Here is a 25,011-nt window from a genome sequence, read left to right as displayed (position 1 = left end):
TCACGCACTCCTCTCGGGCGTCTTGCTGCCAGGCGCCGGCGGGTCGGTTCGGTACCAGCCGGTGATGATGGAACGCAGCTCGTTGATCGGGCCGGCGGCGAAGATCATCAGGATATGGATGATGAAGAAGGCGACGAGCAGCAGCATCACGATGAAATGAATCGTCCGCGCCGTCTGCCGGCCGCCGAGCAGATCGTTGAGGAACGGCAGCACCGCGTTCATGCTCGGCGACATGGCAAGGCCGGTGATGATCATCAGCGGCAGCAGCACGAACATCACGCCGCCATAGGCCATCTTCTGCAGCGTGTTGTATTCGCGCGTGTGGTGGAACTTGAATTTGGCATGATCGACGATGTCTCGCGGCAAGCGCCTGAGATCGTCGATGCGTGGGACAAGATCGCGGCGCAGGTGGCCGTTGACCAGACTGGCGGCCAGCCAGATGACCAGTGCCGTGGTCAGTATCCAGGCGAAGAAGAAATGGACGACGCGGGCGGTGCCGAGATCGTAGTAGGAGGGGATCGTCGCCCAGGACGGGAAGGCGCGGGACGTCTCCCGCCCCGCTGGCCCCGACCAGCCGAGCACGCCGGTGGTATCGAAGCGTTTGCCGAAGATTTCGGTGTAGCCGCGCGGGCCGTTGGCGGTGTTCTCGGCGCCGATGGCGAAGACGGTGTTGTTATAGGCGAATCCCGACTCCTTGCCGATATAGAGCTGGGGGCGGGCGTTGAATATCTGCAGGCCGGAAAGCAGCATGAAGAACAGCGAAATGGCCCAGAGCCAGTGCGTCAGCCGCGTCCAGCGCGACTGCCGGTAGATCAGCGTCGCATCTTTCGGGAGGGCAGTATCTGGCCCGACGGTGGATTGGCTCCTGGCAACCGATTCCATTCTTTCGCGTTCTCCCGGCCGTTCAGGCGGCCTTTCCGGTCGTTCTCCTCCCAATACGTTGCCAGCCAAAGCGATGTTTCATCCGATCACGGAAATATTACGAGCTGCCCGATACTACTGGCTCCCGAAACTGACGGCGAGGTTGACCGCGGCGGCGACGATCACTGTATTGAAAAAGAACGACACGATCGAATGCAAAAGCACGATACGACGCATTTGCGTGGTCGAGACCGCGGTATCGGAGGTCTGCGAGGTCATGCCGACGGTGGTCGAGAAGTAGAGGAAATCCCAGCCGTCCGGCTGCTCCTTACCGGGAAATAAAAGGCCGCCCACGGGTTTTTTCTGCTTCGCTTTGCTGCCGTGATCGGTCTCTTCGTCGTTCAGCCAGTAAACATGTGCGTAGTGCAGGGCCGTCATGGCATGGATGGTGAACCAGCCGAGCGGGATCGACAGCAGTGCGAAGGTGAGTTCGACAGGGTGCGCGCTGCCCTCGCGATTGATTAGTTCGAACAACGAGACGATGGCGACGGCGACGACAATCAGCGTCACAGCGAAGATGACCAGCACCGGCTGGTCGGTGGTGCGGGCATTCTTGCTCAGATAGCGGCCGGTGAGCAGCGGCATCTGGGCGACGACGATGACGGTGTAGGCGGCGAAAAACGCATTGGCGCCGATCGAAAAGGCGAGCGGAGTGCGCAAGATCAGCGCGATCGCCAGTGCCACCACACCGATGCAGGCCGACACCGCGAACTGCATGTGGCGGTGCAGTGGTTTCTTCAGGGGCATCTCGGTCGTCATGGCCCGGCCTCTGATGGTGGTTCGCCCTACCGCCGATCGTCTTCATTAAGACTCGGCATTATAGCACTTTTGATTGTGCGCATGATGCGGAAGATCAATTCCGATTTTGCTGCGCTGATCTCCGATTCAAAGCGCTAGCCCGGTGCGGCGGATTTCAACGCACGCCGCAAGATGCGGTCGAGCTCGCCGAGAAACCGCGAGCGGTCCTGCGGCGCGAAACTGGCATTGTAGCCCTTGGTTTCGCCGGTCTCGCGCAGATGCTGCTTGAGGTCGCGCATCGCCACCGCCATGCCGATGGTTTCGGGCGTGAACGGGCGCCCGGTCGGCCCAAGCACATGGGCGCCGAGTGCCACCGTGCGGGCGGCAAGCGGGATGTCCGATGTCACAACGATGTCGTTGGGCTTGGCATTGTCGACGATCCAGTCGTCCGCCGCGTCGGCGCCTTTGGACACGACGACGTTGCGGACCATGGGATCGCGCGACGGGCGCAGGCCGCCATTGGAGACGAAGGTGACGACGACGCCATGGCGCTCGGCGACTTTCTCGACCTCGGCCTTCACCGGACAGGCGTCGGCATCGACGTAAATGGCGGGTGCGGGCATGGTTCGTTCCAACGCGTATGAGGCTTCCAACCCATGTTGGAATGACCACTGTCGATGCAGGCGCTGCCCCTCATTGCCCTGCCGGGCATTTCTCCCCGTATAGTGACGGGGAGAAAGACGCCTTCGAAAAAGGATTTCGCCAATCTTCAGCGTGGCAGAAAGCGTGCCGACGTTGCGATCAGCCCCTTCTCCCCGTCACTATACGGGGAGAAGATGCCGGCAGGCAGATGAGGGGCAGCACAAACCTGAAGCGATTTGCCTTGCTTCCCCGCCACGTCGCGATTTCTCAGTAAACCACCACGCTCCTGATGCTCTTGCCCTCATGCATCAGGTCAAAACCCTTGTTGATGTCCTCCAGCTTCAGCGTGTGGGTGATCATCGGGTCGATCTCGATCTTGCCATCCATGTACCAGTCGACGATCTTCGGCACGTCGGTGCGGCCGCGCGCGCCGCCGAAGGCGGTGCCTATCCAGGTGCGTCCGGTGACCAGCTGGAACGGCCGCGTCGAGATCTCCTGGCCGGCGCCGGCAACGCCGATGACGACCGACTTGCCCCAGCCGCGGTGCGATGCTTCAAGGGCCTGCCGCATCACCTTGGTGCTGCCCGTGCAGTCGAACGTATAGTCTGCGCCGCCGATCTGGTCGGCGCCGCGCTTGGTCATGTTGACGAGATAGGGCACGATATCGCCGTCGATCTCCTTCGGATTGACGAAATGCGTCATGCCGAATCTCTCGCCCCATTCCTTCTTGTCGTTGTTCAGGTCGACGCCGATGATCATGTCGGCGCCGGCAAGGCGCAGCCCCTGGATGACGTTGAGGCCGATGCCGCCGAGGCCGAAGACGGCGGCCGTGGCGCCGATCTCGACCTTCGCCGTGTTGATCACCGCGCCGATGCCGGTGGTGACGCCGCAGCCGATGTAGCAGATCTTGTCGAAGGGCGCGTCGGGATTGACCTTGGCCAGCGCGATCTCGGGCAGCACGGTGAAATTGGAGAAGGTCGAGCAGCCCATATAGTGGAAGATCTTGTCCTTGCCGATCGAGAAGCGCGACGAGCCATCCGGCATCAGGCCTTGCCCCTGCGTGGCGCGGATCGCGGTGCACAGATTGGTCTTTCTGGACAGGCAGGACGGGCATTGCCGGCATTCCGGCGTGTAGAGCGGGATGACGTGGTCGCCCTTCTTGACCGAGGTGACGCCCTTGCCGACATCGACGACGATTCCCGCACCCTCATGGCCGAGGATCGCCGGAAAGATGCCCTCGGGATCGGCGCCCGACAACGTGAATTCGTCGGTGTGGCAGATGCCGGTCGCCTTGATCTCGACCAGCACCTCGCTGTCGCGCGGGCCGTCGAGGTCGACCTCCAGGATTTCCAGCGGCTTTCCGGCGGCGACTGCGACAGCGGCACGGGTTTTCATCAGCATCTCCTCTCAGGGCAAATCTGCAAGCGGCCGAGCATTAGCGTATCTGCAGGTTCTGGACTATGGGACGAATTGACAGTCGTAGCCGGGTTTTGGTCGTCACTTGGCGACTTGCGCCCGGGATATACGCCAACTTGCCTTGACCGGCCGGGCGAAGCCCATAAAAGAAAGGCAGCCGAGGGAACGCGACCCGCATGTTCACAAAAATCCTGATCGCCAATCGTGGCGAGATCGCCTGCCGCGTCATCAAGACGGCGCGCAAGATGGGCATCGCCACCGTCGCGGTCTATTCGGATGCCGATCGCGACGCCGTGCATGTCGAGATGGCCGACGAGGCTGTGCATATCGGGCCTTCGCCGGCCGCGCAGAGCTATCTGGTGCCGGAGAATATCATAGCCGCCTGCAAGGCGACCGGTGCTGAAGCCGTGCATCCCGGCTACGGGTTTTTGTCCGAACGCGCATCCTTCTGCGAAGCGCTGGAGAAAGAAGGCATCATCTTCATCGGCCCGAAACCCAAAGCGATCAGGGCGATGGGCGACAAGATCGAATCGAAGAAATTCGCCAATGCTGCAAACGTGTCGACGGTACCCGGCTGGCTTGGCGTCATCGAGAACGCCGGTCATGCCGAGAAAATAGCCGGCGAGATCGGCTATCCCGTGATGATCAAGGCCTCGGCCGGTGGCGGCGGCAAGGGCATGCGCATCGCCTGGAGCAAAGCCGAGGTGCGCGACGGGTTCGACCGCGCGCGGTCGGAGGCCAAAAGCTCGTTCGGCGACGACCGCGTCTTCATCGAGAAGTTCGTGGTCGATCCGCGCCACATCGAGATCCAGGTGCTGGCCGACGCGCATGGCAACGCGCTTTACCTCGGCGAGCGCGAATGCTCGATTCAACGCCGCAACCAGAAGGTCGTCGAGGAGGCGCCTTCGCCTTTCCTCGACGCCAAGACCCGGAAAGCCATGGGCGAGCAGTCGGTGGCATTGGCCAGGGCGGTCGACTATGAGAGCGCCGGCACGGTTGAGTTCATCGTCGACAGCGAAAAGAACTTCTATTTCCTTGAAATGAATACGCGATTGCAGGTCGAGCACCCGGTGACCGAGCTCGTCGCGGGCATCGACCTGGTCGAGCAGATGATCCGCATAGCTGCCGGCGAAAAGCTCGCTATCAAGCAAAGCGACGTCAAGCTGAACGGCTGGGCGGTGGAAAGCCGGCTCTATGCCGAGGACCCGTATCGCAATTTCCTGCCGTCGATCGGCCGGCTGACAAGATACCGGCCGCCGGAAGAGGGACAGTTCGGCGAAATCGTTATCCGCAACGATACCGGCGTCACCGAGGGTTCGGAAATCTCGATGTTCTATGACCCGATGGTCGCCAAGCTGTGCACCTGGGCGCCGACGCGGATCGCGGCAATAGACGCCATGTCGGAAGCGCTCGACAGCTTCGTCGTCGACGGTATCGAGCACAACATACCGTTCCTGGCGGCGCTGATGCAGCATCCGCGCTGGCGGGGCGGGCTGATATCGACCGCCTTCATATCAGAGGAATATCCTGATGGCTTCGCGCCGATCGTGCCTGATAGCGAGGAGAAGGCGGTGCTCGCAGCGATCGCCACCGCGGTCGAACTGCTGCGCCGCGACCGGCTCGACCGGCTCGGCGGGCGGCTGGCGCCGCATTCGGGTGTCCTAAAACGCGACTGGGTGGTCAAGATCGGCAAGGTTTACCTTTCGGCCTCCGTTATCGAAGGCATGATCTCCATTCCGATGGCGATCGATCTGTCGATCGACGGTGGCAAGGCGCTGACGGTGGCGTCCGACTGGCGGCCGGGCGATCTCATCTGGCGAGGCACGATCGGCGACCGCAGAATCGCGGCGCAGATCAGGCCGGTGCCGAACGGATTTCGCATCGCCTGGAAAGGCATGTCGGTGACCGCACGCGCCATGCTGCCGCGCACCGCCGAGCTCGAAAGGCTGATGCCGGAAAAAGTGGCGCCCGACACCTCGAAGATGCTGCTCTGCCCGATGCCCGGCCTCGTCGTGTCGATCGCCGTTGCCGAGGGGCAGGAGGTCAAGGCCGGCGAGACGCTGGCCGTGGTCGAGGCGATGAAGATGGAAAACGTGCTGCGCGCCGAGCGCGATCTCACCGTGTCGAAACTCAATGCGAAGCCGGGCGACAGTCTCGCCGTCGATGCGGTGATCATGGAATTCGCGTGAGGATCGATGCCGTCACTTGTCACGTTGAATCACCGACAGTTACAAGGCAATCGCATTGGTTGGCGCTGCCCCTCATTGCCCTGCCGGGCATTTCTCCCCGTATAGTGACGGGGAGAAAGAGGCCTTCAAAGGATTTCGCCAATCACCAGCGTTTGCAGAATGAGTCCAAAGGTTGCGACCAGCCCCTTCGCCCCGTCACTATACGGGGAGAAGGTGCCGGCAGGCGGATGAGGGGCGGCGCCAGCGTCGACGATTGGCCGGTCGAACGCCCGCTCTCGCTGGACTCGCATCGTCCAGTGCCGGACAATACATCTTCATCGGCTGAGTCCTTTCAAGCGGCGCTAAAAATCCATGGCGAATGAGACACTTCCACGCGACCCCTTGCGTCGTGAGGCCTTCATGAAGGCGTCGCGGCCGGAAGCGCCTGCGCGGCCGTTCATTCATCTGCGCGTGCATTCGGCCTATTCGCTGCTCGAAGGCGCCTTGCAACTCGGCACCGTTGTCGGTCATGCGGTGAGGGATGACGCCCCGGCCATCGCCGTCACCGACACCAACAATCTGTTCGGCGCGCTCGAATTTGCGCAAAAGGCGGTGAAGGAAGGCATCCAGCCGATCATCGGCTGCCAGACCGCTCTCGCCTTTTCCGGCGAAGCCAGCGACAGCCAACGCGACCGTAGGCGGCAAGGTCCGGAGATGCGGCCGGTGGTTTTGATCGCGGCGACCGAGGCCGGCTACAGCAATCTGGTCAGGCTGGTCAGCCGAGTCTATTTGGAAACGCCGCCCGGCGAGGCCGTGCATCTGACGACCGAGATGCTGCAAGGCCATTGCGACGGCCTGATCTGTCTCAGCGGCGGGCCGCGCGGCCCGATCGGCAACGCCTTGAAAGAGGACCGCCGCGATCTTGCCGAGACGCGGCTTTTGGCGCTCAAGGCGCTGTTCGGCGACCGGCTCTATGTCGAGCTCGAGCGGGTTTCCGGTTATGACCGGGCCATCGAGAAATCGTCAGTCGATCTCGCCTATACCAATGACTTGCCGCTGGTCGCCACCAATGAGGCGTTTTTCTCCTCGCGCGATGACTATGAGGCGCATGATGCGCTGATCGCCATCGCCGAGGGTTCGGTCGTCGCCGTCGACAACCGCCGCCGCCTGTCGCCCGACAATTTTCTGAGAAGCCAGGCTGACATGGCGAGGCTGTTCGCCGATCTGCCGGAAGCGATCGACAACACCGTCGAGATCGCGCTGCGCTGCTCCTACTATCCCAAGACCCGCAACCCGATCCTGCCGCGCTTTGCCGGCGGCGATGTCGCCGACGCCGATGCGGCGGTGAAGGCCGAGGCGCAGGAGCTTGCCAGACAGGCGCATGAAGGGCTGGAGGCGCGGCTTGCGGCGCACGGCCCGACTCCTGGCTATACGGTCGAACAATATCGCGGAAGGCTGGATTTCGAGCTCGGCGTCATCGAGAAAATGAAATATCCCGGCTATTTCCTGATCGTCGCCGACTTCATCAAATGGGCGAAGGCACAAGGCATTCCGGTCGGGCCGGGCCGCGGTTCGGGCGCCGGCTCGCTGGTCGCATATTCGACGACGATCACCGACATCGATCCGCTGCGCTTCTCGCTGCTGTTCGAGCGCTTCCTCAATCCCGACCGCGTGTCGATGCCCGACTTCGACATCGATTTCTGCCAGGACCGGCGCGAGGAGGTCATCCGCTACGTCCAGCAGAAATACGGCCGCGACCAGGTCGGCCAGATCATCACCTTCGGCACGCTGCAGGCCCGCGCAGTGCTGCGCGATGTCGGCCGTGTGCTGCAGATGCCTTATGGCCAGGTCGACAAGCTCAGCAAAATGGTGCCGTCGAACCCGGCCAATCCGGTCAAGCTCGCCGATGCCATTGCCAACGAGCCGCGCTTTGCCGAAGAGGCGGAGCGGGAGCCGATCGTGCAGACGCTGCTCGACATGGCGCAGAAGCTGGAAGGGCTCTACCGCCACGCCTCGACGCACGCCGCCGGCATAGTCATCGGCGACCGGCCGCTGTGGGAGCTGGTGCCGATGTACCGCGACCCGCGCTCCGACATGCCGGTCACCCAGTTCAACATGAAGTATGTCGAGCAGGCCGGGCTGGTGAAGTTCGACTTCCTCGGCCTGAAGACGCTGACGGTGCTGGAGACCGCGGTCAAGCTGATCCGCCGCCGCGGCATCGAGATCGATCTCGCCCATATTCCGCTCGACGACCCCGATACCTACGCCATGCTGTCGCGCGGCGAAGTGGTCGGCGTGTTCCAGGTGGAAAGTGCCGGCATGCGCAAGGCGCTGATTGGCATGCGGCCCGACTGCATCGAGGACATCATCGCGCTGGTCGCGCTTTACCGGCCGGGACCGATGGAGAACATCCCGACCTACAACGCTAGAAAGCATGGCGAGGAGGAGATGGCGTCGATCCATCCGAAGATCGACCATCTGGTGAAGGAGACGCAAGGCGTTATCGTCTACCAGGAACAGGTGATGCAGATCGCGCAGGAGCTTGCCGGCTATTCGCTAGGCGAAGCCGATTTGCTGCGCCGCGCCATGGGCAAGAAGATTCGCGCCGAGATGGACAAACAGCGCGAGCGCTTCGTTTCGGGCGCGGTCAAGCGCGGCGTCGGCAAGCCGCAAGCCGACTTCATTTTCGACCTGCTGGCAAAGTTCGCCGACTACGGTTTCAACAAGTCGCATGCCGCCGCCTATGCCGTCGTCTCCTACCAGACGGCCTATCTGAAGGCGCACTACCCGGTCGAGTTCCTGGCCGCGTCGATGACGCTCGACATGGGCAACACCGACAAGCTCGCCGATTTCCGGCAGGATGCGCTGCGCCTCGGCATCGACGTCGTGGCGCCTTCGGTGATGACCAGCTTCCGCGCCTTCGAAGTCGGCGAGAACCGGATCTTCTATTCGCTGGCCGCGCTCAAGGGCGTCGGCGACGCGGCGGTCGAGCATATCGTCGCCATGCGCGGCGAAAAACCGTTCAAAAGCCTCGCCGATTTCTGCGAAAGGGTCGATCCGAAGATCGTCGGCAAGCGGGTCTTCGAAAGCCTGATCATGGCCGGCGCGCTCGACTGCTTCGGCCACGACCGCGCCGCGATGATGGCGGGCGTCGAGCGGATGATGGGGCTGGCGTCGCTGGCGCAGCAGAATGCAATGTCGGGCCAGCACGACATTTTCGGCGCTTCGCTCGGCGCACAGTCGCAGGCGCTCAATCTGCCGGCGACCGACCCGTGGCTTGCCGCCGATCGCCTGCACCGCGAATTCCAGGTGGTCGGCTTCTATCTCTCCGCGCATCCGCTGGACGAATACAAGGCGGCGCTGCAGAAGATGCGGGTGCAGAACTGGGCCGAGTTCTCGGCCGCCGTCAAACGCGGTGCTGCCGCCGGGCGGCTTGCCGGCACTGTCACCACCAAGCAGGAGCGCAAGACGCGCACCGGCAACAAAATGGGCGTCGTGCAGTTCTCCGACACGTCGGGCCAGTATGAAGCAGTGCTTTTTTCCGAAGGTCTGGCCCAGTATCGCGACCTGCTCGAGCCCGGCCGATCGGTGGTGATCACCGTTTCGGCCGAGGACAGGCCCGAAGGCGTCAATCTGCGCATCCAGACCGTGCAGTCGCTGGAGGACGAGGCAAGCCGCATCCAGAAGGCCTTGCGCATCTTTGTCAGGGATGACCGACCGGCGTCGGCGATTCAATCGCAGCTTACTCAACGCGGCGACAGTCAGGTGAGCATCATCGTCATCAAGGATGAGGCGCAGGGCGAGGTCGAGATCGAACTGCCCAACCGTTACCGCGTCTCGCCACAGATCGCGTCGGCCATGCGCGCCGTGCCGGGCGTGGTGGAAGTGGAGCTGGTGTGAGCTAACAACCGTATTCCGCCAGCCTAGCGGCATTGCCCAGTGACAATGCCGCTGCTATTGTGAGTTCGGCGGCCTGGGTCTTTTTGGCGGCCGGGGGAGCGGGTCATGGATGAGCGGGATGCCGCTGCCGAACTCCAGAAAATGGTCAATGGGTTCCAGGTATCTCAGGCCATATGCGTCGCCGCCACGCTGGGCATCGCAGACCATCTCAAGGACGGAAAACGCACCAGCGGCGAACTTGCCGCGCTGACCAATACCCATCCGCAGGCACTCTATCGCCTGCTGCGCGCCCTTGCGTCGGTCGGCGTGTTCCATGAAGCGGAAGACCGGGTCTTCTCGCTGACCCAGATCGGCGGCGCGTTGCGATCCGACGTTCAGCATTCGGTCGCACCATGGGCGATCTTGGCCGGACGGCCGTATTTCCGTCAGGCATGGAGCGACCTGCTGCACAGTGTCAGCACCGGCGAAAACGCCTTTCGCCACGCTCATGGCAAGGGCGTTTGGGAATACCGAGCGGAGCACCCGGAAGAGTCCGTCATCTTCGACCGGGCGATGACGGCCATGTCGCGTGGTGTCGCCGCCGCCGTGCTTGCGGCCTATGACTTCCGGCCGTTCGCTGTCGTCATGGATGTCGCGGGCGGGCAGGGCGCGCTACTTGCCGAAATCCTCCGCCGCAATCCCGGCCAGCGCGGCATTCTTTTCGATCAGCCGCAGGTGGTGTCGAAGGCCGGCCCGGTCTTTGAGGTTGCGGGCGTGGCCGATCGCTGCGACGTCGTAGCCGGCGATTTCTTCGTCTCGGTGCCCGAGGGCGCCGATGCGATTGTGCTTAAATGGATCCTGCATGACTGGGACGACGACACAAACATCCGGATCCTGAAAACCTGCCGCCGGGCGATGCGCCCAGAAGGCAAACTGCTGGTGCTTGAGAGCATTCTGGCGCCGCCCAACGAAGGCCCCAGTGCAAAATTCGGCGATCTGAACATGCTGGTCATGCCGGGCGGGCAGGAGCGCACGGCGGAAGAATTTAGGTTGCTGCTTGCGGCGTCGGATTTTCAGGTCGCCAATATTGTTGAAGCCGGACCTCGCATCAGCATCATCGAGGCGGAACCGGCCTGATTGCTTTCCAGGCCCGAAACTCTCCGGATGTTCTCAAGCCACAGCGGCTTCTGCTCTGCCCACTGGACGGCTGTCGCAGCGAACGCTATCGCAGTTGTCATGAAGGCGCCAGACAAGGACGGAGCGCAGGAGTTTTCAGCCTTGGCACGGCTGCGCGGCACGCTGCGCAAACTCTATCACGGGCGCACGCCCGCGGCTTTCCGGTTTCAACTGGCCGCCATCGTCATCGACCTTGCCATCATCGCCTTCTTCATCGCCACACCGGTGATCCAGGAATCATCCTCGTTCCTCTGGCTGGATTATTCTGTCGCAGCCCTTGTCGCCGCTGACATGATTGCGCGGCTGCTTGCCTCAAACGACATGCTGCGCCTGATGAAACAGCCGGCGTCGTGGGTCGATGCCTTCATCCTGCTGACGCTGCTGATGCCTTCAGCGCTGGCCAATCTGGGTTTCCTGCGCATATTGCGGCTGTGGTCGCTGTCGCGCAGCGGCGCGCTGTGGCGGTTTTTCGAGATGCGCGGCCTCAAAAAATGGCGCGAGGCGAGCCACGCAGTCATCAATCTGCTGACGTTCCTCCTTGTCATCACCGGTTTTGTCTACACCTTCTTCTTCCGCACCGGGGCCGGTCTCGAAGGCTATGTCGACGCGCTCTACTTCACCGTAGCCACGGTGACCACGACCGGCTTCGGTGACATCGTACTGCCGGGTATCGCCGGCAAGCTCACCGCCATCGTCACCATGATCATCGGCATATCGTTGTTCGTCAGGCTGGCGCAGGCGCTCTTCCGCCCCAACAAGGTGTTTTTTCCCTGCCCGCAATGCGGCCTTCAGCGGCATGAAGCCGACGCCGTCCACTGCAAGGCTTGCGGGCAGATTCTCAATATTCCCGACGAAGGCAACTGAGATGCGAGACTAGTGCGCAGTTTTGGTGGAGCCAAAACCGCGCACTAGCTCTTCGCTTTAATGCATTTTGTCGGACGCCAAATGAAAACGCTTGGCTGCAAAAAATGCTACGACGCTGCAACTTCCGCAGGTTTGGTTGCTTTTTTCTGCAGATTGAGCAGATTGCCCAGCAGGATCAGCAAGGCGCCGCCGGCGGTGAAGGCGTCGATCTGCTCCTGATAAAGCAGCCGGCCGATCAGCGCCGACAGCGGCACGCGCAAAAAGTCCATCGGCGAGATGACTGTCGCGTCGGCGTAGGCGAGTGCGCGGGCCATGCAGAAATGCGACGACATGCCGGTGAAGGCGATCAGCAGGATCCACGGCCACAGTTCAAGCGGCGGGTTGCGCCACTCGTAGAGCGCCGGGATAAGACCGAGCACCGACTGGATGACCAGCATCCAGAAGATGATTGACACGACGCTGTCCGTCCGCGTCAGCGATTTGACCAGGACCACAGATATGCCGAAGCAGACCGCGGCACCCAGCACGACGATATGTCCCGGATCGACGGAGCCGACGCCCGGACGGACGATGATCACCACACCGATCAGTCCGAGCACGATGGCCGCAAGTCTTGGCCGGCTTAGTCTTTCACCAAGAAAGCCGACCGCCAGAATGGCCGTCCAGATCGGCGTCGTGAATTCGATGGAGATCAGCACGGCCAGCGGGATCAGCGTCAAGGCGTATAGCCATGCCGCCTGGCCGACAAAATGGACGACATTGCGGGCGATATGAGCCAAGGGGCGTTTGGTGCGCATTGCCGCAAAACCGCCTGATATCATCACCAGCGGCAGGAGGATGAAGAGGCCGATCACCGAGCGCAGCTCCAGCACCTGGAATACGTTGAGCTCGGCCGTCGTGGCGCGGCCGGCGACCGACATCGTCAGAAACGATGCGATCGACAGCGCCATCCAGAACGCGGCCTTGGGGATCGAGGGTGAGGGTGCCATGCGCGCTATGTCGCAAGCCGGGACTTTCACCGCAACCACTAGTCGACGCATTCGGCTGGGCCAGAAGCGATGTTGCAGAACGGTCATGTTGAAGGCGGAACCTGCCGTGGCGGCGAGCGTTGGTCCAACAACCAGTTCGGTGAAAATGTCGTGATTCCGATATCAACGGGGAGAGATCCAATGAAATCATTCGCACGATTTGTACTTGCCGGCTGCCTGGCGGCTGCAGCTGGCGCAGCTCGCGCCGACGAAGCCGAATTTCTCCGCTCGTTCGAGGGGAATTTCGCCGGCAAGGGCACCGTCAAGGTAACCACCGAGGCGCCGACGGTGAACGTCTCCTGCCGCTTCAATTCCGACGCGACATCGAGCTCCTTGTCGCTGGACGGCACCTGCCGCGGTCTCGTCGTGGTGTCGCGCGCCATCAGTGCCGATCTGAAGTCCAGCGGGACGAAGTACACCGGCATCTATGTTGGATCCCGCACCGGGCCGGCGCAGCTCAGCGGCAAGCGCTCGGGCAATGCGATCAATCTCGGCATCCGTTGGGCGAAGGAGGTCAATGGCGATCGCACCGCGCAAATGACCGTCGAGAAGAACGGCGAGGACGGCATGCGGCTGACCGTTATCGACGTCGACCCGAAAACCGGCGAGCGCGTGATGACCAGCCGGATCGATTTGCGACGCATCTGAGGGCCGTTCTATCTTTCTTTTTGTCGAGCATGATCTTTTCCGAGCTGGATTCCAATATTTAGGGATCATGCGTAAAGCGCTTAGTCCTCGATCGGCTCGGGCGGATGGGCGTTGCGGCCCTTGCCGAAGGTGTAGCCGGTTTCCACCGCTCTGCGGCCGAACTTGTCGCGCAGCGTGTCGATGGCGCCTTCGGCCATGGCGCGCTTGCGCGACTGGACATCGACGAGGTCGGGCGGATCGGCCTTTCCGTCATTCGAGAGGTCGCTGACGCCGATGCCGAGCAGCCGGTATCTGGTGCCGTCCGCCTCCTTGCGCAGCAGCTCGAGCCCGGTCGAGAAAATGCGGTCGGCCAGCCGTGTCGGGTCGCCGAGCTGGCGGTTGCGCGTGCGGGTCTTGAAATCCTGGGTCTTCAGCTTCAGCACGATGGTGCGCCCGGCAATGCCGGATTTCTTCAGCCGCCCCGAGACTTTTTCCGACAGCGCTCTCAACACCGAAACCAGTTCATCGAGAGAGGCGATGTCGGTGTCGAAAGTGGTCTCCGCCGAGACGCTTTTCGCATCCTGGTCGGGGTGGACGCGGCGATCGTCCTCGCCGCGTGAAAGATGGTACAGTCGGTCGCCCATCACGCCGTAGCGGCGCATCAGGTCGCCGCGCTCCATGCGCTGCAACTGGCCGATGGTGCGGATGCCGTCCCGCTCAAGCGTGGCGGCGAAGGCTTTTCCCACACCCCAGATCAGCGTCACCGGCTGCTCGGCCAGAAAGCCTGATGCCTCGGCCTTGCCGATCACCGAAAAGCCGCGCGGCTTGCGAAAGTCCGATGCCACCTTGGCCAGGAATTTGCAGTAGGACAGGCCTGATGAAACGGTGATGCCGATCTCCTTCTCCACGCCGAGCGCGAAGCGCGCCAACACCACCGCGGGCGGCAAGCCATGCAGGCGCTCGGTGCCGGCAAGGTCCAGAAAGGCTTCGTCAATGGAGATCGGTTCGACCAGCGGCGTCAGCGCCTGCATCATGGCGCGCACCTCGCGGCCGACGCGTACATATTTTTCCATGTCGGGCGGGATGACGACCGCTTCCGGACAGGCTTCGAGCGCCTTGAACATTGGCATCGCCGAGCGCACCCCATGGATCCGGGCGATGTAGCAGGCGGTGGAGACGACGCCGCGCTTGCCGCCGCCGATGATCAACGGCCGGTCCTTCAGCGCCGGGTTGTCGCGCTTTTCGACCGCCGCGTAAAACGCATCGCAATCGATATGGGCGAGATGCAGCCGGTAGAGCTCCGGATGACGGGCAAGCCGTGGACTGCCGCAGCGTTCGCAGCGCCGTGCCTCGCTGCGCTGGAAGGTCAGGCAGTCGCGGCAAAAACCATGATCGGGATTGTTGACAGGAGCCGCCATCACTGCGAACATAAAGAGAACAAATGCAATGGTACGTCAGGACGGACGCCACGACAAGGCGGTGGGCCGGGAGAGAGCTCATGAATACGACCATAGCACCGCTGGAGCCCGAGCTTTGGGCTGATTTCGAAGATCTTTTCGGTAAGCAAGGCGCCTGCTACGGCTGCTGGTGCACACATTTCCGGCTGTCGCCGGCAGCGCGCCGCGCCAGCGACCGGGAGCGGAACAAGGACCACATCAAGGCGCGGATCGAGGCCGGGCCGCCACCGGGCCTGCTGGCGTTCGAGGACGGCAAGGCGGTCGGCTGGATGCAGATCGGCCCGCGCGCCGACGTGCCCGAATGGAACAATAAGGGCAGGGGGTCGGCGCCGGTCGATCCCGCCGACGCCACGGATCCGGGCGTCTGGGCGATCTCCTGCTTCTTCATCCGCGTCAAGGCACGCGGCAGGGGCGTGACGCACCGGCTGGTCGAAGGCGGGATCGAGTTCGCTCGCCAGAGTGGTGCGCGGCTGGTCGAGGCATGTCCGATCGACCTGTCGAAAGATTCGCGTTCGATCGGGCTGTTCGTCGGCTCGTCGCGGGTCTTCGAGAAAGCCGGCTTCGAGAGGCTGGTCGAGCGCAAGGCGGGCCGGCCGCTGATGCGATTGATGCTTTAGCTGTGGGCTTTGCGCCGCTGCCGCGGCTCTTGCTCGGCAGCGGCCAAGTCTCCGGCCTGCATAATCAGACAGTTGACGCCCAGCAGGAATAAATCCGCCTGCGGCCCGTTCCTCCTCGGATTTTTCCATGGAGGCTATCAATGTTCCATTTTTCCCAGACCTCTCGCTCGATCCGGTTTGTCTGTCGGCCGGAAGACCATGGCGTCATCGCGCCGCCAGTGGCGGCCAAGACGGTTCTGCCGGACTGGTTCCGCAAATTGCCGGCGGTCGATTCGAAGCATGCGTCGGCCACCAACAATGGCCTGACCGTCAAGCGCTGCATGCCGTTTCTCGATGCGATGACTACCGGCTGGATCCTGCCGCTCGCGGCGACCGTCCGCCTCGAGATCAAGAGCGGCGGCCGTGCCGTCGATGCCGGCTGGGAGTTCGACAGGGTGATGGTGAGCAATCATGGCGCCCATCAGGTCGCCGGCAACCCGAAGGAACCGGCACCGCCATGCAAGTTTCACAATTACTGGTCGATCCGTACCCCGCCGGGCTGGAGTTGTTTGTTCCTGCCGCCACTCAACAGGCCGGCTCAACCTTTCGAATGCGTCGCCGGCATCGTCGATACCGATACCTACGCAGCCGACATCCATTTTCCGTTCTTCGCGACCGCGCCAGACGGCCTCTACGTCATCGAAAAGGGCACGCCGCTCGTCCAGGTCATACCGGTTCGCCGCGAAGGTGCGGCACTCAAGGCGGAGATCCGGGCGGAGACCGGAGCCGAGGCGACGGAGCGCGAAACGGTCTACCGCAACACGATTGCGAGCGAAGGCTGGTATCGCAAATGGGCCCGCGCGGCCCGCTAGCCTTTTCCCGGAGAAGAATGCGAAACGGGGGCCGCTAGGCCCCGTTTTGCCGGAGCGGCGGACCTTTCAAAGTCGAATCGTGCCGCCGCCCTATCTTTTGTTTGAGCATCGGAACCGGTACCCACCTGCGGGTCAGGCCCGAGGGCATGCTTTGGGTCCGATGCTCTAAACTTTTTCCCGGAGAAGAATGCGAAACGGGGGCCGCCAGGCCCCCGTTTCTTTGTGGATTGCTAGAGCGGCGGACTTTCAAGTCGAAGCGTACCGCCGCTCTATCTCTGGGGTCCGTTGCTCTAGCGGGACCGCCAGCTGCGCCACCCGCGATCCGAACCGTTCGAGTTCGAATTGGAGGAACTGTTCGACGATGAGTTCGAATTCGAGTTGCTCGACGAATTGGAGCTGGAATTCGATGAACTGTTGGACGACGAGTTCGAACTCGAATTGCTCGACGAATTGGAGCTCGAATTTGACGAACTGTTGCCAGCGACGATGAAGGAACCGTCGCTTTGGCTGGTCATTGCGGCCGGCGGACGCTCGGTTTGCGATGGCGCCGCGGGATACTCCTTCGCCTGCGCCGCGGTGCTCGCGAGCGCTGCCATTCCTGCGACCAGTGCCGACTTGAGTTTCCAGTGTCTTGTCATGGTAGTTACTCCTTGTTTCAGACTGGACCGGCAGTTGCGGTCCGGCGGAGTAACGGGCGATTGCCGGCTTTATTCCATTCAGAAAAAGCCGGGCCGTTGCAGCTTCACTTCCGGTCCTTCCGACGGACCTCTTCCAGCGCTTGGACTTCCTCCTCGGCTGACATCGGAGCGCCTGCTTCAATCGCCGAAAGATAGGCGTCGAGGGCTTCGGTCGACGAGGCCGGGGCATAGCCTCCGGCGTCGCCGGGCGCCACGACCGCGAAGCTGACGCGCCATTCGTCGCCGGAACGGCAGGCGACCGACACCACTGTGGAGCGGTCCTGCGAGTCGACCTCGAATTCGCGGCATAAATCCTGCGAATCGTTACGGAACGTTGCGATTGCCCGGAACCGATCGCTGATCCCGGCGATCCTGATTTCTTTCCCGGATTCGACCGTTGCAAGCGCTTGGGCCAGGGCCGGCCTGATGACGCCGGCAACCCATAGCCCGCCCTGCCGGAGTTCGTTGGTGCCTGCTGCCCAATACCCGGCGAGCGCGCCAACGACGGCGGCCGCGAGAGAGGCGGCAATCGGCAGCCTCCATTGAGACCTCGATGGAGGCGCGGCTATGCGCCCGCCGCCAAACGGCAATACCGACGCTTCCGTCTTCTCGCCGGCGCGCCTTGCCTCGATCATTTGCTCGACGGCCGCGACAAGTTTTTCGGGCACCGGCTCGTCGAGCAGCGGCTTCAGCGCGGCCTGCGCCTGCGCTCTGGTTTCGATGAACATTGCAATACTGGTAACCAGGCGGTCGTCGATTTCCATCGCCTGCTCGATCCTGGCGACCATGTCCGGATCGAGGTCACCATCGGCGAACCGCATCAGGATCTCGTCCGAAAAAGTCTCTTCGGTCATTTGCTCGCCCCTTTTGTGACCGGAGAACGGGTGGGCGCCGCGGATATTCCAGTCGCCTCCGCCAGATTTTTCCTCGCCCGGGCCAGCCTGCTCATCACCGTCCCGATCGGCACGGCAAGGACCTCCGCGGCTTCCTTGTAGGAAAGCTCTTCGACACAGACCAGAAGCAGCACGTCGCGCTGATCGCCTGGGAGATCACCGATGGCTTGCGCCACACTGTTGAGCGCCAGCCGCGCCTCCATCTCGCGCTCACCGGAAACGCCGGCGATGTCATGGCGCTCGTCGATATCGTCCTGCGGGCCGGCGACCTTGCGCCTGCGGATGTCATCGATCCACAGATTTCGGAGAATCTTGAACATCCACGCGTCGAAGCGCGTTCCTGGCTCGAAACGCTGCTCGTTGGCGAGCGCCCGTTCGCAGGCTCGCTGAACAAGATCGTCCGCCATGTCGCGGGACCGGCACAGCGCAATCGCGAACCGGCGGAGATTCGGGAGAAAAGCGACAAGCTGGTCTTGGACGCGGTCGGTTTTTTCCGGCATGTTGCTCCAAGCTTTTTTGGAATAAAGCGGCCCCGCGCCCGTTCCTCACAACGCTAGCTTATTGCCGGATGGGTCCGCTAGCCTCGCGATGTTGAAAATCGGCAACGGCCGGAAGGGAGACTATGGGCGCCACCTCATGGCTGACACCAAAAGCCCTGCTGCCTGTCTGGGTAGCTGTCGCGTTGCTGGTGGATACCCAGGCGCCGAGCGGCCAGATGACGCTTGGCGAGTTCGGGCCAAAATCGGCGTTCGCCGATGACGACGATGGTGGTGACGATGACGATGATGAAGATGACGGCCAATCCCGCTCTGGACCGAATCTGTTTCGCACGCTGACAGATCGGTCTCTCCCGCGTCCGCCAAGACGCGGCGGCAGGCGCGCGCAACGGCCCGCCGTCCCTTTGCCGTCTCGGAAGCCGGACCAGATCGTTGCGACCGGGCTGAGTTCGCCTGAAATCGGTCGGCTTCAGGCAACGGGGTTCACCGTCCTCGGCCGCGCCGACATCCAGCTTCTGGGGTCGGAGCTGATCCGGCTGCGCATACCACCCAATATGCAGCTGGAGGCTGCGCGCGATCTTGTCATCGACGCCGCTCCGCAATCGACGGCAGATTTCGTGCATTACTACCGGCCCGGACAAGAAACCGAATGTGCCGGACCCCACTGCGCCGCCACAGGCCTGATCGGCTGGCCGACCGATACCGGCCTTCCCGCCGGCTGCGGTGGCAATGTCACGATCGGCCTCATCGACACGGCGATCAATCCTGCGCACCCCGCATTCGCCAAAGGCCGGGTCGAAGTTCTTCGCCTGTCGGATGACGGCCTTCCGGAGTCCGGACGTCAGCACGGCACCGCCGTCGCGGCCCTGCTCGTCGGCGGTGCCGACAGCCGTACCCCCGGCCTCCTACCGCACGCCAGACTCATCGCGGTCGATGCGTTTCACCGGGGCGATCGCCAGGATGACCGCTCGGACGTCTATGATCTTCTTCGCGCGCTCGATCTTCTTTCCGTGCGCGGGGTGCAGGTGACGAATATGAGCCTGTCGGGTCCCGCGAATGCTCTTCTCGAGCAGTTTGTCCGAAGACTTGCCGAACGCGGCATGGTGATCATCGCCGCCGCCGGCAATGGAGGTCCCAAGGCCGGACCTGCCTATCCGGCAGCCTACGCGGATGTGATCGCGGTGACGGCGGTGGACCGCATGAAACGGCCTTACAGGCGTGCCGGCCGTGGCGAGCATATCGACCTGGCCGCCCCCGGCGTCGAAGTGTGGACGGCCGCGTCGGTCAGCGGCGCACGGCCGAAGACCGGCACCTCCTTTGCGGCGCCGTTTGTTGCCGCCGCAGCGGCGTTGATGAAATCGGCAAACAGCAACGCCTCCGCAGCCGACATTCATGACGCGCTCGGCAAGTCGGCGGAAGATCTCGGCGCGCCGGGCAAGGATGCCGTCTTCGGCTGGGGCCTGCTCAATGCCCGCGCCGCTTGCGTCGTCACGCCGAAGAAGGCGATGTGAAGCTCCGATGACGCGAGCTCTGCCGGGGCGATAGGCTGATGCATCGTCGATGCTGGTGCCCCGGGATCTAGCGCCCAGGAGGGATTGCACCTCGCCCGTTTCGGCTTACGGTTACATCTGGAGTTTTCTACCACAAGAATAGCAACGGAGATTCTGCGTGAACCGTGTTCTGCCGGCCGTCTTTGTCCTCGCGCTCAGCGCGCCCGCCTTCGGCCAGACCGTTGACAGCGAGGGTGCGAAGCAGCTCTCTGAAAATCTGTCCCGCTATATCGGCAGTAAGGCGAGCAGTCTCCTGAAGGTTTCGGTGGAAGGCGACGCTTACAAACTCGCTGTCGACGTCAAACCTGTCGTGGACCTGCTGGCGGCGCAGCATTCCTTCAAGTTCGACTTCAGCCCCTACGCATTGCTCGTCAAGCCGAGCAGCAACGGGACATGGCGCGTCTCGGCGGATGTGTCGCAAAGCGGGTCCTTCGAGTTCAAGGGGCCAGAGGGCCCGCAGAGCATGCAGTTCTCGATTACAAACGGCAAGTTTTCCGGCGTCTACGATCCCGAACTGGCAGCTTTCACCAGCGCCACACACTCGATGGCCGGAATGACGATGAAATCCCGGGACACCATGCAGCGCGCGGAGGTGAGCACCGGCGCCGGTACTGCCACCATGAACGCAAGCAAAGCTGCGAATGGCGGCGTGGATTTCACCGCGACGCAGACGGTCGCCGATTTCGCCGAAGCGCTTGATTTTGACGGCCCCAAAAGCGGGTTGAAATTCCCGCTCACGATCAAATCGCCAGTCCTGTCGGTGAATGCGACCGGCAAAGGCGTGCGGACAAAGGCGTTTCTCGATCTGCTGGCATTTGCCGTCGCCAATGAAGACGAGGCCAAACTGAAGGCCAACCAGGCGCAGCTCAAATCGCTTTTGCTCGCCGCGCTGCCGCTGTGGGAGCGGATCGACGGAAGCTACGGGCTCAAGGATATCAGTGTCGAAAGCCCGGTCGGGCATTTCAGTGCGATGGAGCTGGGCACCAGCTTCGGGTCCGACGGCATCGCCCAGAACGGAGCAATCAACTATACGATCAGGGCCGCAGGATTGGCGATCCCTCCGAATCTTGTGCCCGCCTGGGGTACGGCGCTGCTGCCCACCGACATCAATCTGAATTTCGGCGGCGCCAATATCGATCTCGACAGCATGGCGAAAAAGGCGATCGAAGCCTTTGATCTCAATAAGAATCCGCCGCTGCCGGCCGACTTTGGCGATCGGATCAAGGCTGATTTCATGGCCAAGACGCCGAAATTTGTCATCGGCCACAGCACGGTGAAGAACGGCGACATGGAAATCGCGATGGAAGGCGAGATGACGTTCCCCGGCTTGAAGCCCGAGGCAAATGTGACGATCGATATCGCAGGCTATGACAGAATTGTGGAAAGCCTGCAGGCGGCGGCGAAGTCGGAGCCGGAAGCCGCGCAATATGTGCCGGTGGCGCTTGCGATCAAGGGCTTCGGCAAGACGTTGCCGGACGGTCGCATCGAATGGGTCGTCAACGGCAAGCCGGACGGTTCGGTCACGGTCAATGGTGTCATGGTGAAGCCGGCCGATCCGGTTGCGAATGATGAAGGCGACGACAGCAAAGAAGAAACAACGCCGTAGGCGTTTTCGCGATCCGATCGTCGCTCATATGGAATGCTCATGATCGTCGTCGCCAAGCGGCAGCGCCCGCAGCGCCTTGCCGATGGAAGCCGGCGGCGTGTCGGTTTCCTCCGCGAACCGCATGAGCGTCGGCTCGTGGGCGAGGATGAACTGCAGCACGCCGGCCAGGAACCCCGGCTCGCCGGCGGCCTGGCGGATGGAATGTGCCTCGATGCCGGTGATCGCCAGGAAACGGGGCAGAAGTTCCGGATCGGCGGCGACGAAGCCCAATGCTTTTACGGCAATGTTTTCCGCTTCCTCGCGCATTGACGCTGCGTTTGCCATCACTACCTTCATGTGCGGTGGAATGAGTCTCTTTCTGGCAGTAATCGCAAGCGTCGCCTGCGGCAAGCCATCTAGCTCTGCAATGCGGTGTCCGAGGTGAAATCCGAAGCTTTTCCGGCAGCCGGTTTCCGTTTCGTCAATTATATTGCCGTAGGGTCGAGCAGGGTTTGGTGCGTACCGGCGAAGGCGCATGACGGCAACCTTCGAGCGGAAGGCAGGCCGGGACGGGAATTTGATGCCTAAGAAGGTCATGATCGTCGAGGACAATGAGCTCAACATGAAGCTCTTTCGGGACCTCATCGAAGCTAGCGGTTACGAGACGGTACGCACGCGCAACGGCCTGGAGGCGCTGGATCTGGCGAGACTGCACAAGCCGGACCTCATTTTGATGGACATCCAGCTGCCCGAAGTGTCGGGGCTGGAGGTGACCAAATGGTTGAAGGAGGACGACGACCTCCATGTCATACCGGTCATTGCCGTCACCGCATTCGCGATGAAGGGCGATGAGGAGCGTATCCGCCAGGGTGGCTGCGAAGCCTATATTTCCAAGCCGATCTCGGTGCCGCGTTTCATCGAAACCATCAAATCCTACCTGGGCGACGCCTGATGCGCCCTTCCAGCCGAGCCGGAGCTTTATAAGATGACTGCACGGATCCTCGTCGTCGACGACATCCCTGCCAATGTGAGGCTGCTCGAGGTCCGGCTGCTTGCCGAATATTTCGAGGTGCTGACCGCCACCAACGGGCTGGACGCGATCGAGACCTGCGAAAACGGCAAGGTCGATGTCGTTCTGCTCGACGTGATGATGCCTGATATGGACGGGTTGGAGGTCTGCCGGCGGCTGAAGAGTGACCCGGCGACTTCGCACATCCCCGTCGTCATGATCACCGCGCTCGACCAGGTTTCGGACCGCGTGCGCGGCCTCGAGGCAGGTGCCGACGATTTTCTGACCAAGCCGGTCAACGATCTGCAATTGATGACGCGCGTCAAAAGCCTGGTCAGGTTGAAGACGTTGACCGACGAGCTGCGCCTGCGCGCCTCGACCACGCGCAATATCGGCATTGAGGAGCTTTTGAGCCGCAACTTCGCATCCGCAGACACCACGCCGAAGGTTCTGTTGATCGACGAGCGCAAATCCTCCTTCGAGCGCGTCCAGAAAATGCTGCGCGGCAGCGCCGACCTCGACATCGCCACCGATCCGCATGCCGGCTTCTTCCAGGCCGCCGAGACGCCCTATGAATGCGTGATGATCTCGACGGCCTTTGCCGATTTCGATCCGCTCAGGCTCTGCTCGCAACTGCGTTCGCTCGATCGTACCCGTTTCGTGCCGATCATCCTTCTGGCGGAGCAGGGTGAGGAGGGGCGCATCGTCCGCGGCCTCGAGCTCGGCATCAACGACTATCTGATGCGGCCGATCGACCAGCAGGAGCTGACCGCTCGGCTGCGCACGCAAGTGCGCCGCAAGCGCTACAACGACCAGCTTCGCGCCAGCGTGACCCAGACCATCGAGATGGCGGTGACCGACGCCCTGACGGGATTGCACAACCGCCGTTACCTCGACAGCCATCTGCAGACGCTGTTCGACCGTGCCGTGGCGCGGCGGCGGCCGCTGTCGATGATGATCACCGATCTCGACCGCTTCAAGACCATCAACGACGCGCATGGCCATGACGGCGGCGACGAGGTGCTGCGCGAATTCGCGCGGCGGCTGCGCAAGAATGTGCGTGGCATCGATCTCGCCTGCCGCTTCGGTGGCGAGGAGTTCGTCGTGGTGATGCCGGACACGGACGGCGCCGTCGCCGAAAAGGTCGCGGAGCGCATTCGCGCCGAAATCGCCCTTATGCCGTTTGCCGTCGGTCACGACGGCAAGACGATCGAGGTTACCGTCAGCGTCGGCGTCTCGTCGGTGCTGAAGGGCATGGATACGGTTGCCGGGCTGATGAAGCGCGCCGACCTTGCGCTTTACGAGGCCAAGAGCGCCGGCCGCAACCGCGTCGTCGCCAAGGCGGCGTAAGGTCCGTTGATATTCAGCTGGCCCTGCAAATGCCAGTTTCCTGCGCTTCCGGTATTCGCGTATCCGAACGTACGCTCGGTTTCAGCCTGACCTGAATTTCAACAGAGCTTGGTTCAGAGGCAGGCGCGACGCCCGATTATCCAGTCAGTCTGACAGGGTTACGAATTTACCTTAACGCAAGCGATTCGGGCTGCTTGGTTAAGAAATTGTTGATTTTCACAGGCTGTTGCGCAAATGTGCAGACCAATGACGGAACCGGCGCGAGGGTAGATCGCCGGGTCGATCCGAAGAATACCCCATGATTCAGGTCCGCCGCATCTCCTGGGTCCGTGGGGTCGGCCGGCCGGCGCTGGCACATAGTGGCCTCCTCGTACCGCTGCCAAACGCCGACCGGCCCCCGTTCTCAAAATGCATCAGGACTCTGGGACAAGCATTGGACATTTTGGACTTTTTCGAAGCCTTTAAAGCAAAAACGCCGCCCATAGGGCGGCGTTTTGGCTTTAAAGCAGGAAACCAGATTACTTGATCTTGGTTTCCTTGAACTCGACGTGCTTCTTGGCAACCGGATCGTATTTACGGAACGACAGCTTGTCCGTCTTGGTGCGGCTGTTCTTGCTGGTCACGTAGAAGAAACCGGTGTCGGCGGTCGACAGAAGCTTGATCTTGATGTTTGCGGCTTTGGCCATTGTATCAGTCCGTTATGTTCGTGGAGTTTTGGCCGCTGGAGCACGGGGAAACACCCGGACGCGGGAAACTTGGCGCGACACATAAAGAACGCGCCCGGAAAGTCAACCCCGTGAGGCTTCGGTTGTCGTAAGCAGATGAGTTGTCCGGATTAGGTAGCAGATGAGTTGTCCGGTTTGATCACCAGCGAACGGAGGCTGGGGATGAAGCGGGCAGCATGGCTACAGGACCGGAGAATGCAGAAGTTTGTTGGTGTTTTGCGCCGCTGGGAAGGCGGCGACCTTTCGATGATGGAGGCTGGCGAGTTGCTCGGCATGTCGGAACGGCAGTTCCGGCGTTACCGGGACCGGTACGAAGAGGCTGGGGAAGCTGGCTTGCTCGA

At 62.2% G+C, this 25,011-nt stretch carries 22 protein-coding genes; 12 read left to right on the top strand and 10 right to left on the bottom strand.

The annotated features are described in order from the left end of the window. From AC0L25_RS09005 to AC0L25_RS08990, 4 genes are all read right to left on the bottom strand, one after another. Positions 1–882 (bottom strand): cytochrome b/b6 domain-containing protein, encoded by an 882-nt coding sequence (locus AC0L25_RS09005; protein WP_473595174.1) that lies wholly within the window; start codon positions 880–882, stop codon positions 1–3. A gap of 114 nt (positions 883–996) precedes the next feature. Next, a complete protein-coding gene (locus tag AC0L25_RS09000; protein WP_473595173.1) occupies positions 997–1,680 on the bottom strand; it encodes a DUF1345 domain-containing protein in 684 nt (227 codons plus the stop codon). A 134-nt stretch (positions 1,681–1,814) separates the two neighbouring features. Beyond that, entirely contained in the window at positions 1,815–2,282 is a 468-nt protein-coding gene (locus AC0L25_RS08995) for a YaiI/YqxD family protein (protein WP_473595172.1), read from the bottom strand. A gap of 286 nt (positions 2,283–2,568) precedes the next feature. Continuing rightward, on the bottom strand, positions 2,569–3,696 hold the full coding sequence (locus AC0L25_RS08990) for an S-(hydroxymethyl)glutathione dehydrogenase/class III alcohol dehydrogenase (protein WP_473595171.1): 1,128 nt from the start codon (positions 3,694–3,696) through the stop codon (positions 2,569–2,571). Between the two features lie 197 nt (positions 3,697–3,893). On the opposite strand from AC0L25_RS08990, the gene AC0L25_RS08985 reads away from it, so the two are divergent. The 4 genes from AC0L25_RS08985 (at position 3,894) to AC0L25_RS08970 (ending at position 11,804) form a co-directional block, all read left to right on the top strand. Further along, positions 3,894–5,906 (top strand): acetyl-CoA carboxylase biotin carboxylase subunit, encoded by a 2,013-nt coding sequence (locus AC0L25_RS08985; protein ID WP_473595170.1) that lies wholly within the window; start codon positions 3,894–3,896, stop codon positions 5,904–5,906. Between the two features lie 399 nt (positions 5,907–6,305). After that, positions 6,306–9,785: a DNA polymerase III subunit alpha gene (dnaE, locus tag AC0L25_RS08980; RefSeq protein ID WP_473595259.1), complete on the top strand. Its 3,480-nt coding sequence runs from the start codon at positions 6,306–6,308 to the stop codon at positions 9,783–9,785. 105 nt (positions 9,786–9,890) lie between these two features. Continuing rightward, complete coding sequence (locus AC0L25_RS08975) at positions 9,891–10,901, top strand: methyltransferase (protein ID WP_473595169.1); 1,011 nt, start codon at positions 9,891–9,893, stop codon at positions 10,899–10,901. A gap of 99 nt (positions 10,902–11,000) precedes the next feature. Continuing rightward, positions 11,001–11,804, top strand: coding sequence for a potassium channel family protein (locus AC0L25_RS08970; RefSeq protein ID WP_473595168.1), 804 nt, complete (start codon positions 11,001–11,003; stop codon positions 11,802–11,804). A 107-nt stretch (positions 11,805–11,911) separates the two neighbouring features. Here AC0L25_RS08970 and AC0L25_RS08965 read toward each other — a convergent pair whose 3' ends face one another. After that, positions 11,912–12,793 (bottom strand): DMT family transporter, encoded by an 882-nt coding sequence (locus AC0L25_RS08965; RefSeq protein ID WP_473595167.1) that lies wholly within the window; start codon positions 12,791–12,793, stop codon positions 11,912–11,914. Positions 12,794–12,973: 180 nt separating this feature from the next. On the opposite strand from AC0L25_RS08965, the gene AC0L25_RS08960 reads away from it, so the two are divergent. Beyond that, positions 12,974–13,480: a hypothetical protein gene (locus tag AC0L25_RS08960; protein WP_473595166.1), complete on the top strand. Its 507-nt coding sequence runs from the start codon at positions 12,974–12,976 to the stop codon at positions 13,478–13,480. 80 nt (positions 13,481–13,560) lie between these two features. Here AC0L25_RS08960 and AC0L25_RS08955 read toward each other — a convergent pair whose 3' ends face one another. Beyond that, entirely contained in the window at positions 13,561–14,889 is a 1,329-nt protein-coding gene (locus tag AC0L25_RS08955; RefSeq protein WP_473595165.1) for a DNA polymerase IV, read from the bottom strand. Positions 14,890–14,957: 68 nt separating this feature from the next. Here AC0L25_RS08955 and AC0L25_RS08950 point away from each other — a divergent pair, with 68 nt between their 5' ends. After that, positions 14,958–15,533, top strand: coding sequence for a GNAT family N-acetyltransferase (locus AC0L25_RS08950; protein ID WP_473595164.1), 576 nt, complete (start codon positions 14,958–14,960; stop codon positions 15,531–15,533). 140 nt (positions 15,534–15,673) lie between these two features. Beyond that, positions 15,674–16,384, top strand: coding sequence for a DUF6065 family protein (locus AC0L25_RS08945; protein ID WP_473595163.1), 711 nt, complete (start codon positions 15,674–15,676; stop codon positions 16,382–16,384). A gap of 742 nt (positions 16,385–17,126) precedes the next feature. Here the strand turns inward: AC0L25_RS08945 and AC0L25_RS08940 are convergent. Together AC0L25_RS08940 and AC0L25_RS08935 are read right to left on the bottom strand one after the other, a co-directional pair. Then, complete coding sequence (locus AC0L25_RS08940; protein ID WP_473595162.1) at positions 17,127–17,915, bottom strand: anti-sigma factor family protein; 789 nt, start codon at positions 17,913–17,915, stop codon at positions 17,127–17,129. Beyond that, positions 17,912–18,454 (bottom strand): RNA polymerase sigma factor, encoded by a 543-nt coding sequence (locus AC0L25_RS08935; protein ID WP_473595161.1) that lies wholly within the window; start codon positions 18,452–18,454, stop codon positions 17,912–17,914. The genes AC0L25_RS08940 and AC0L25_RS08935 overlap by 4 nt, the downstream gene beginning before the upstream one ends. Before the next feature lie 122 nt (positions 18,455–18,576). On the opposite strand from AC0L25_RS08935, the gene AC0L25_RS08930 reads away from it, so the two are divergent. Continuing rightward, positions 18,577–19,962 (top strand): S8 family serine peptidase, encoded by a 1,386-nt coding sequence (locus AC0L25_RS08930; protein WP_473595160.1) that lies wholly within the window; start codon positions 18,577–18,579, stop codon positions 19,960–19,962. A 157-nt stretch (positions 19,963–20,119) separates the two neighbouring features. After that, positions 20,120–21,607, top strand: coding sequence for a hypothetical protein (locus tag AC0L25_RS08925; RefSeq protein ID WP_473595159.1), 1,488 nt, complete (start codon positions 20,120–20,122; stop codon positions 21,605–21,607). Positions 21,608–21,631: 24 nt separating this feature from the next. Here the strand turns inward: AC0L25_RS08925 and AC0L25_RS08920 are convergent, their stop codons facing one another. Further along, positions 21,632–21,931: a DUF3572 domain-containing protein gene (locus AC0L25_RS08920; RefSeq protein WP_473595158.1), complete on the bottom strand. Its 300-nt coding sequence runs from the start codon at positions 21,929–21,931 to the stop codon at positions 21,632–21,634. A 250-nt stretch (positions 21,932–22,181) separates the two neighbouring features. Here AC0L25_RS08920 and AC0L25_RS08915 point away from each other — a divergent pair, with 250 nt between their 5' ends. Together AC0L25_RS08915 and AC0L25_RS08910 are read left to right on the top strand one after the other, a co-directional pair. Next, a complete protein-coding gene (locus tag AC0L25_RS08915) occupies positions 22,182–22,538 on the top strand; it encodes a response regulator (RefSeq protein WP_287247952.1) in 357 nt (118 codons plus the stop codon). A 33-nt stretch (positions 22,539–22,571) separates the two neighbouring features. Beyond that, positions 22,572–23,945 (top strand): PleD family two-component system response regulator, encoded by a 1,374-nt coding sequence (locus tag AC0L25_RS08910; protein WP_473595157.1) that lies wholly within the window; start codon positions 22,572–22,574, stop codon positions 23,943–23,945. Between the two features lie 518 nt (positions 23,946–24,463). Here AC0L25_RS08910 and rpmG read toward each other — a convergent pair. Beyond that, entirely contained in the window at positions 24,464–24,631 is a 168-nt protein-coding gene (gene rpmG / locus AC0L25_RS08905) for a 50S ribosomal protein L33 (RefSeq protein ID WP_006201775.1), read from the bottom strand. Between the two features lie 201 nt (positions 24,632–24,832). Here rpmG and AC0L25_RS08900 point away from each other — a divergent pair. Further along, on the top strand, positions 24,833–25,011 hold a 179-nt coding region (locus AC0L25_RS08900; RefSeq protein WP_473595258.1), incomplete at its 3' end, for a helix-turn-helix domain-containing protein.

This window comes from Mesorhizobium sp. WSM4813 (assembly GCF_055811555.1).
Note: the sequence above shows the minus strand (reverse complement) of the source record. Positions and strands in the feature narration are given on the sequence as shown.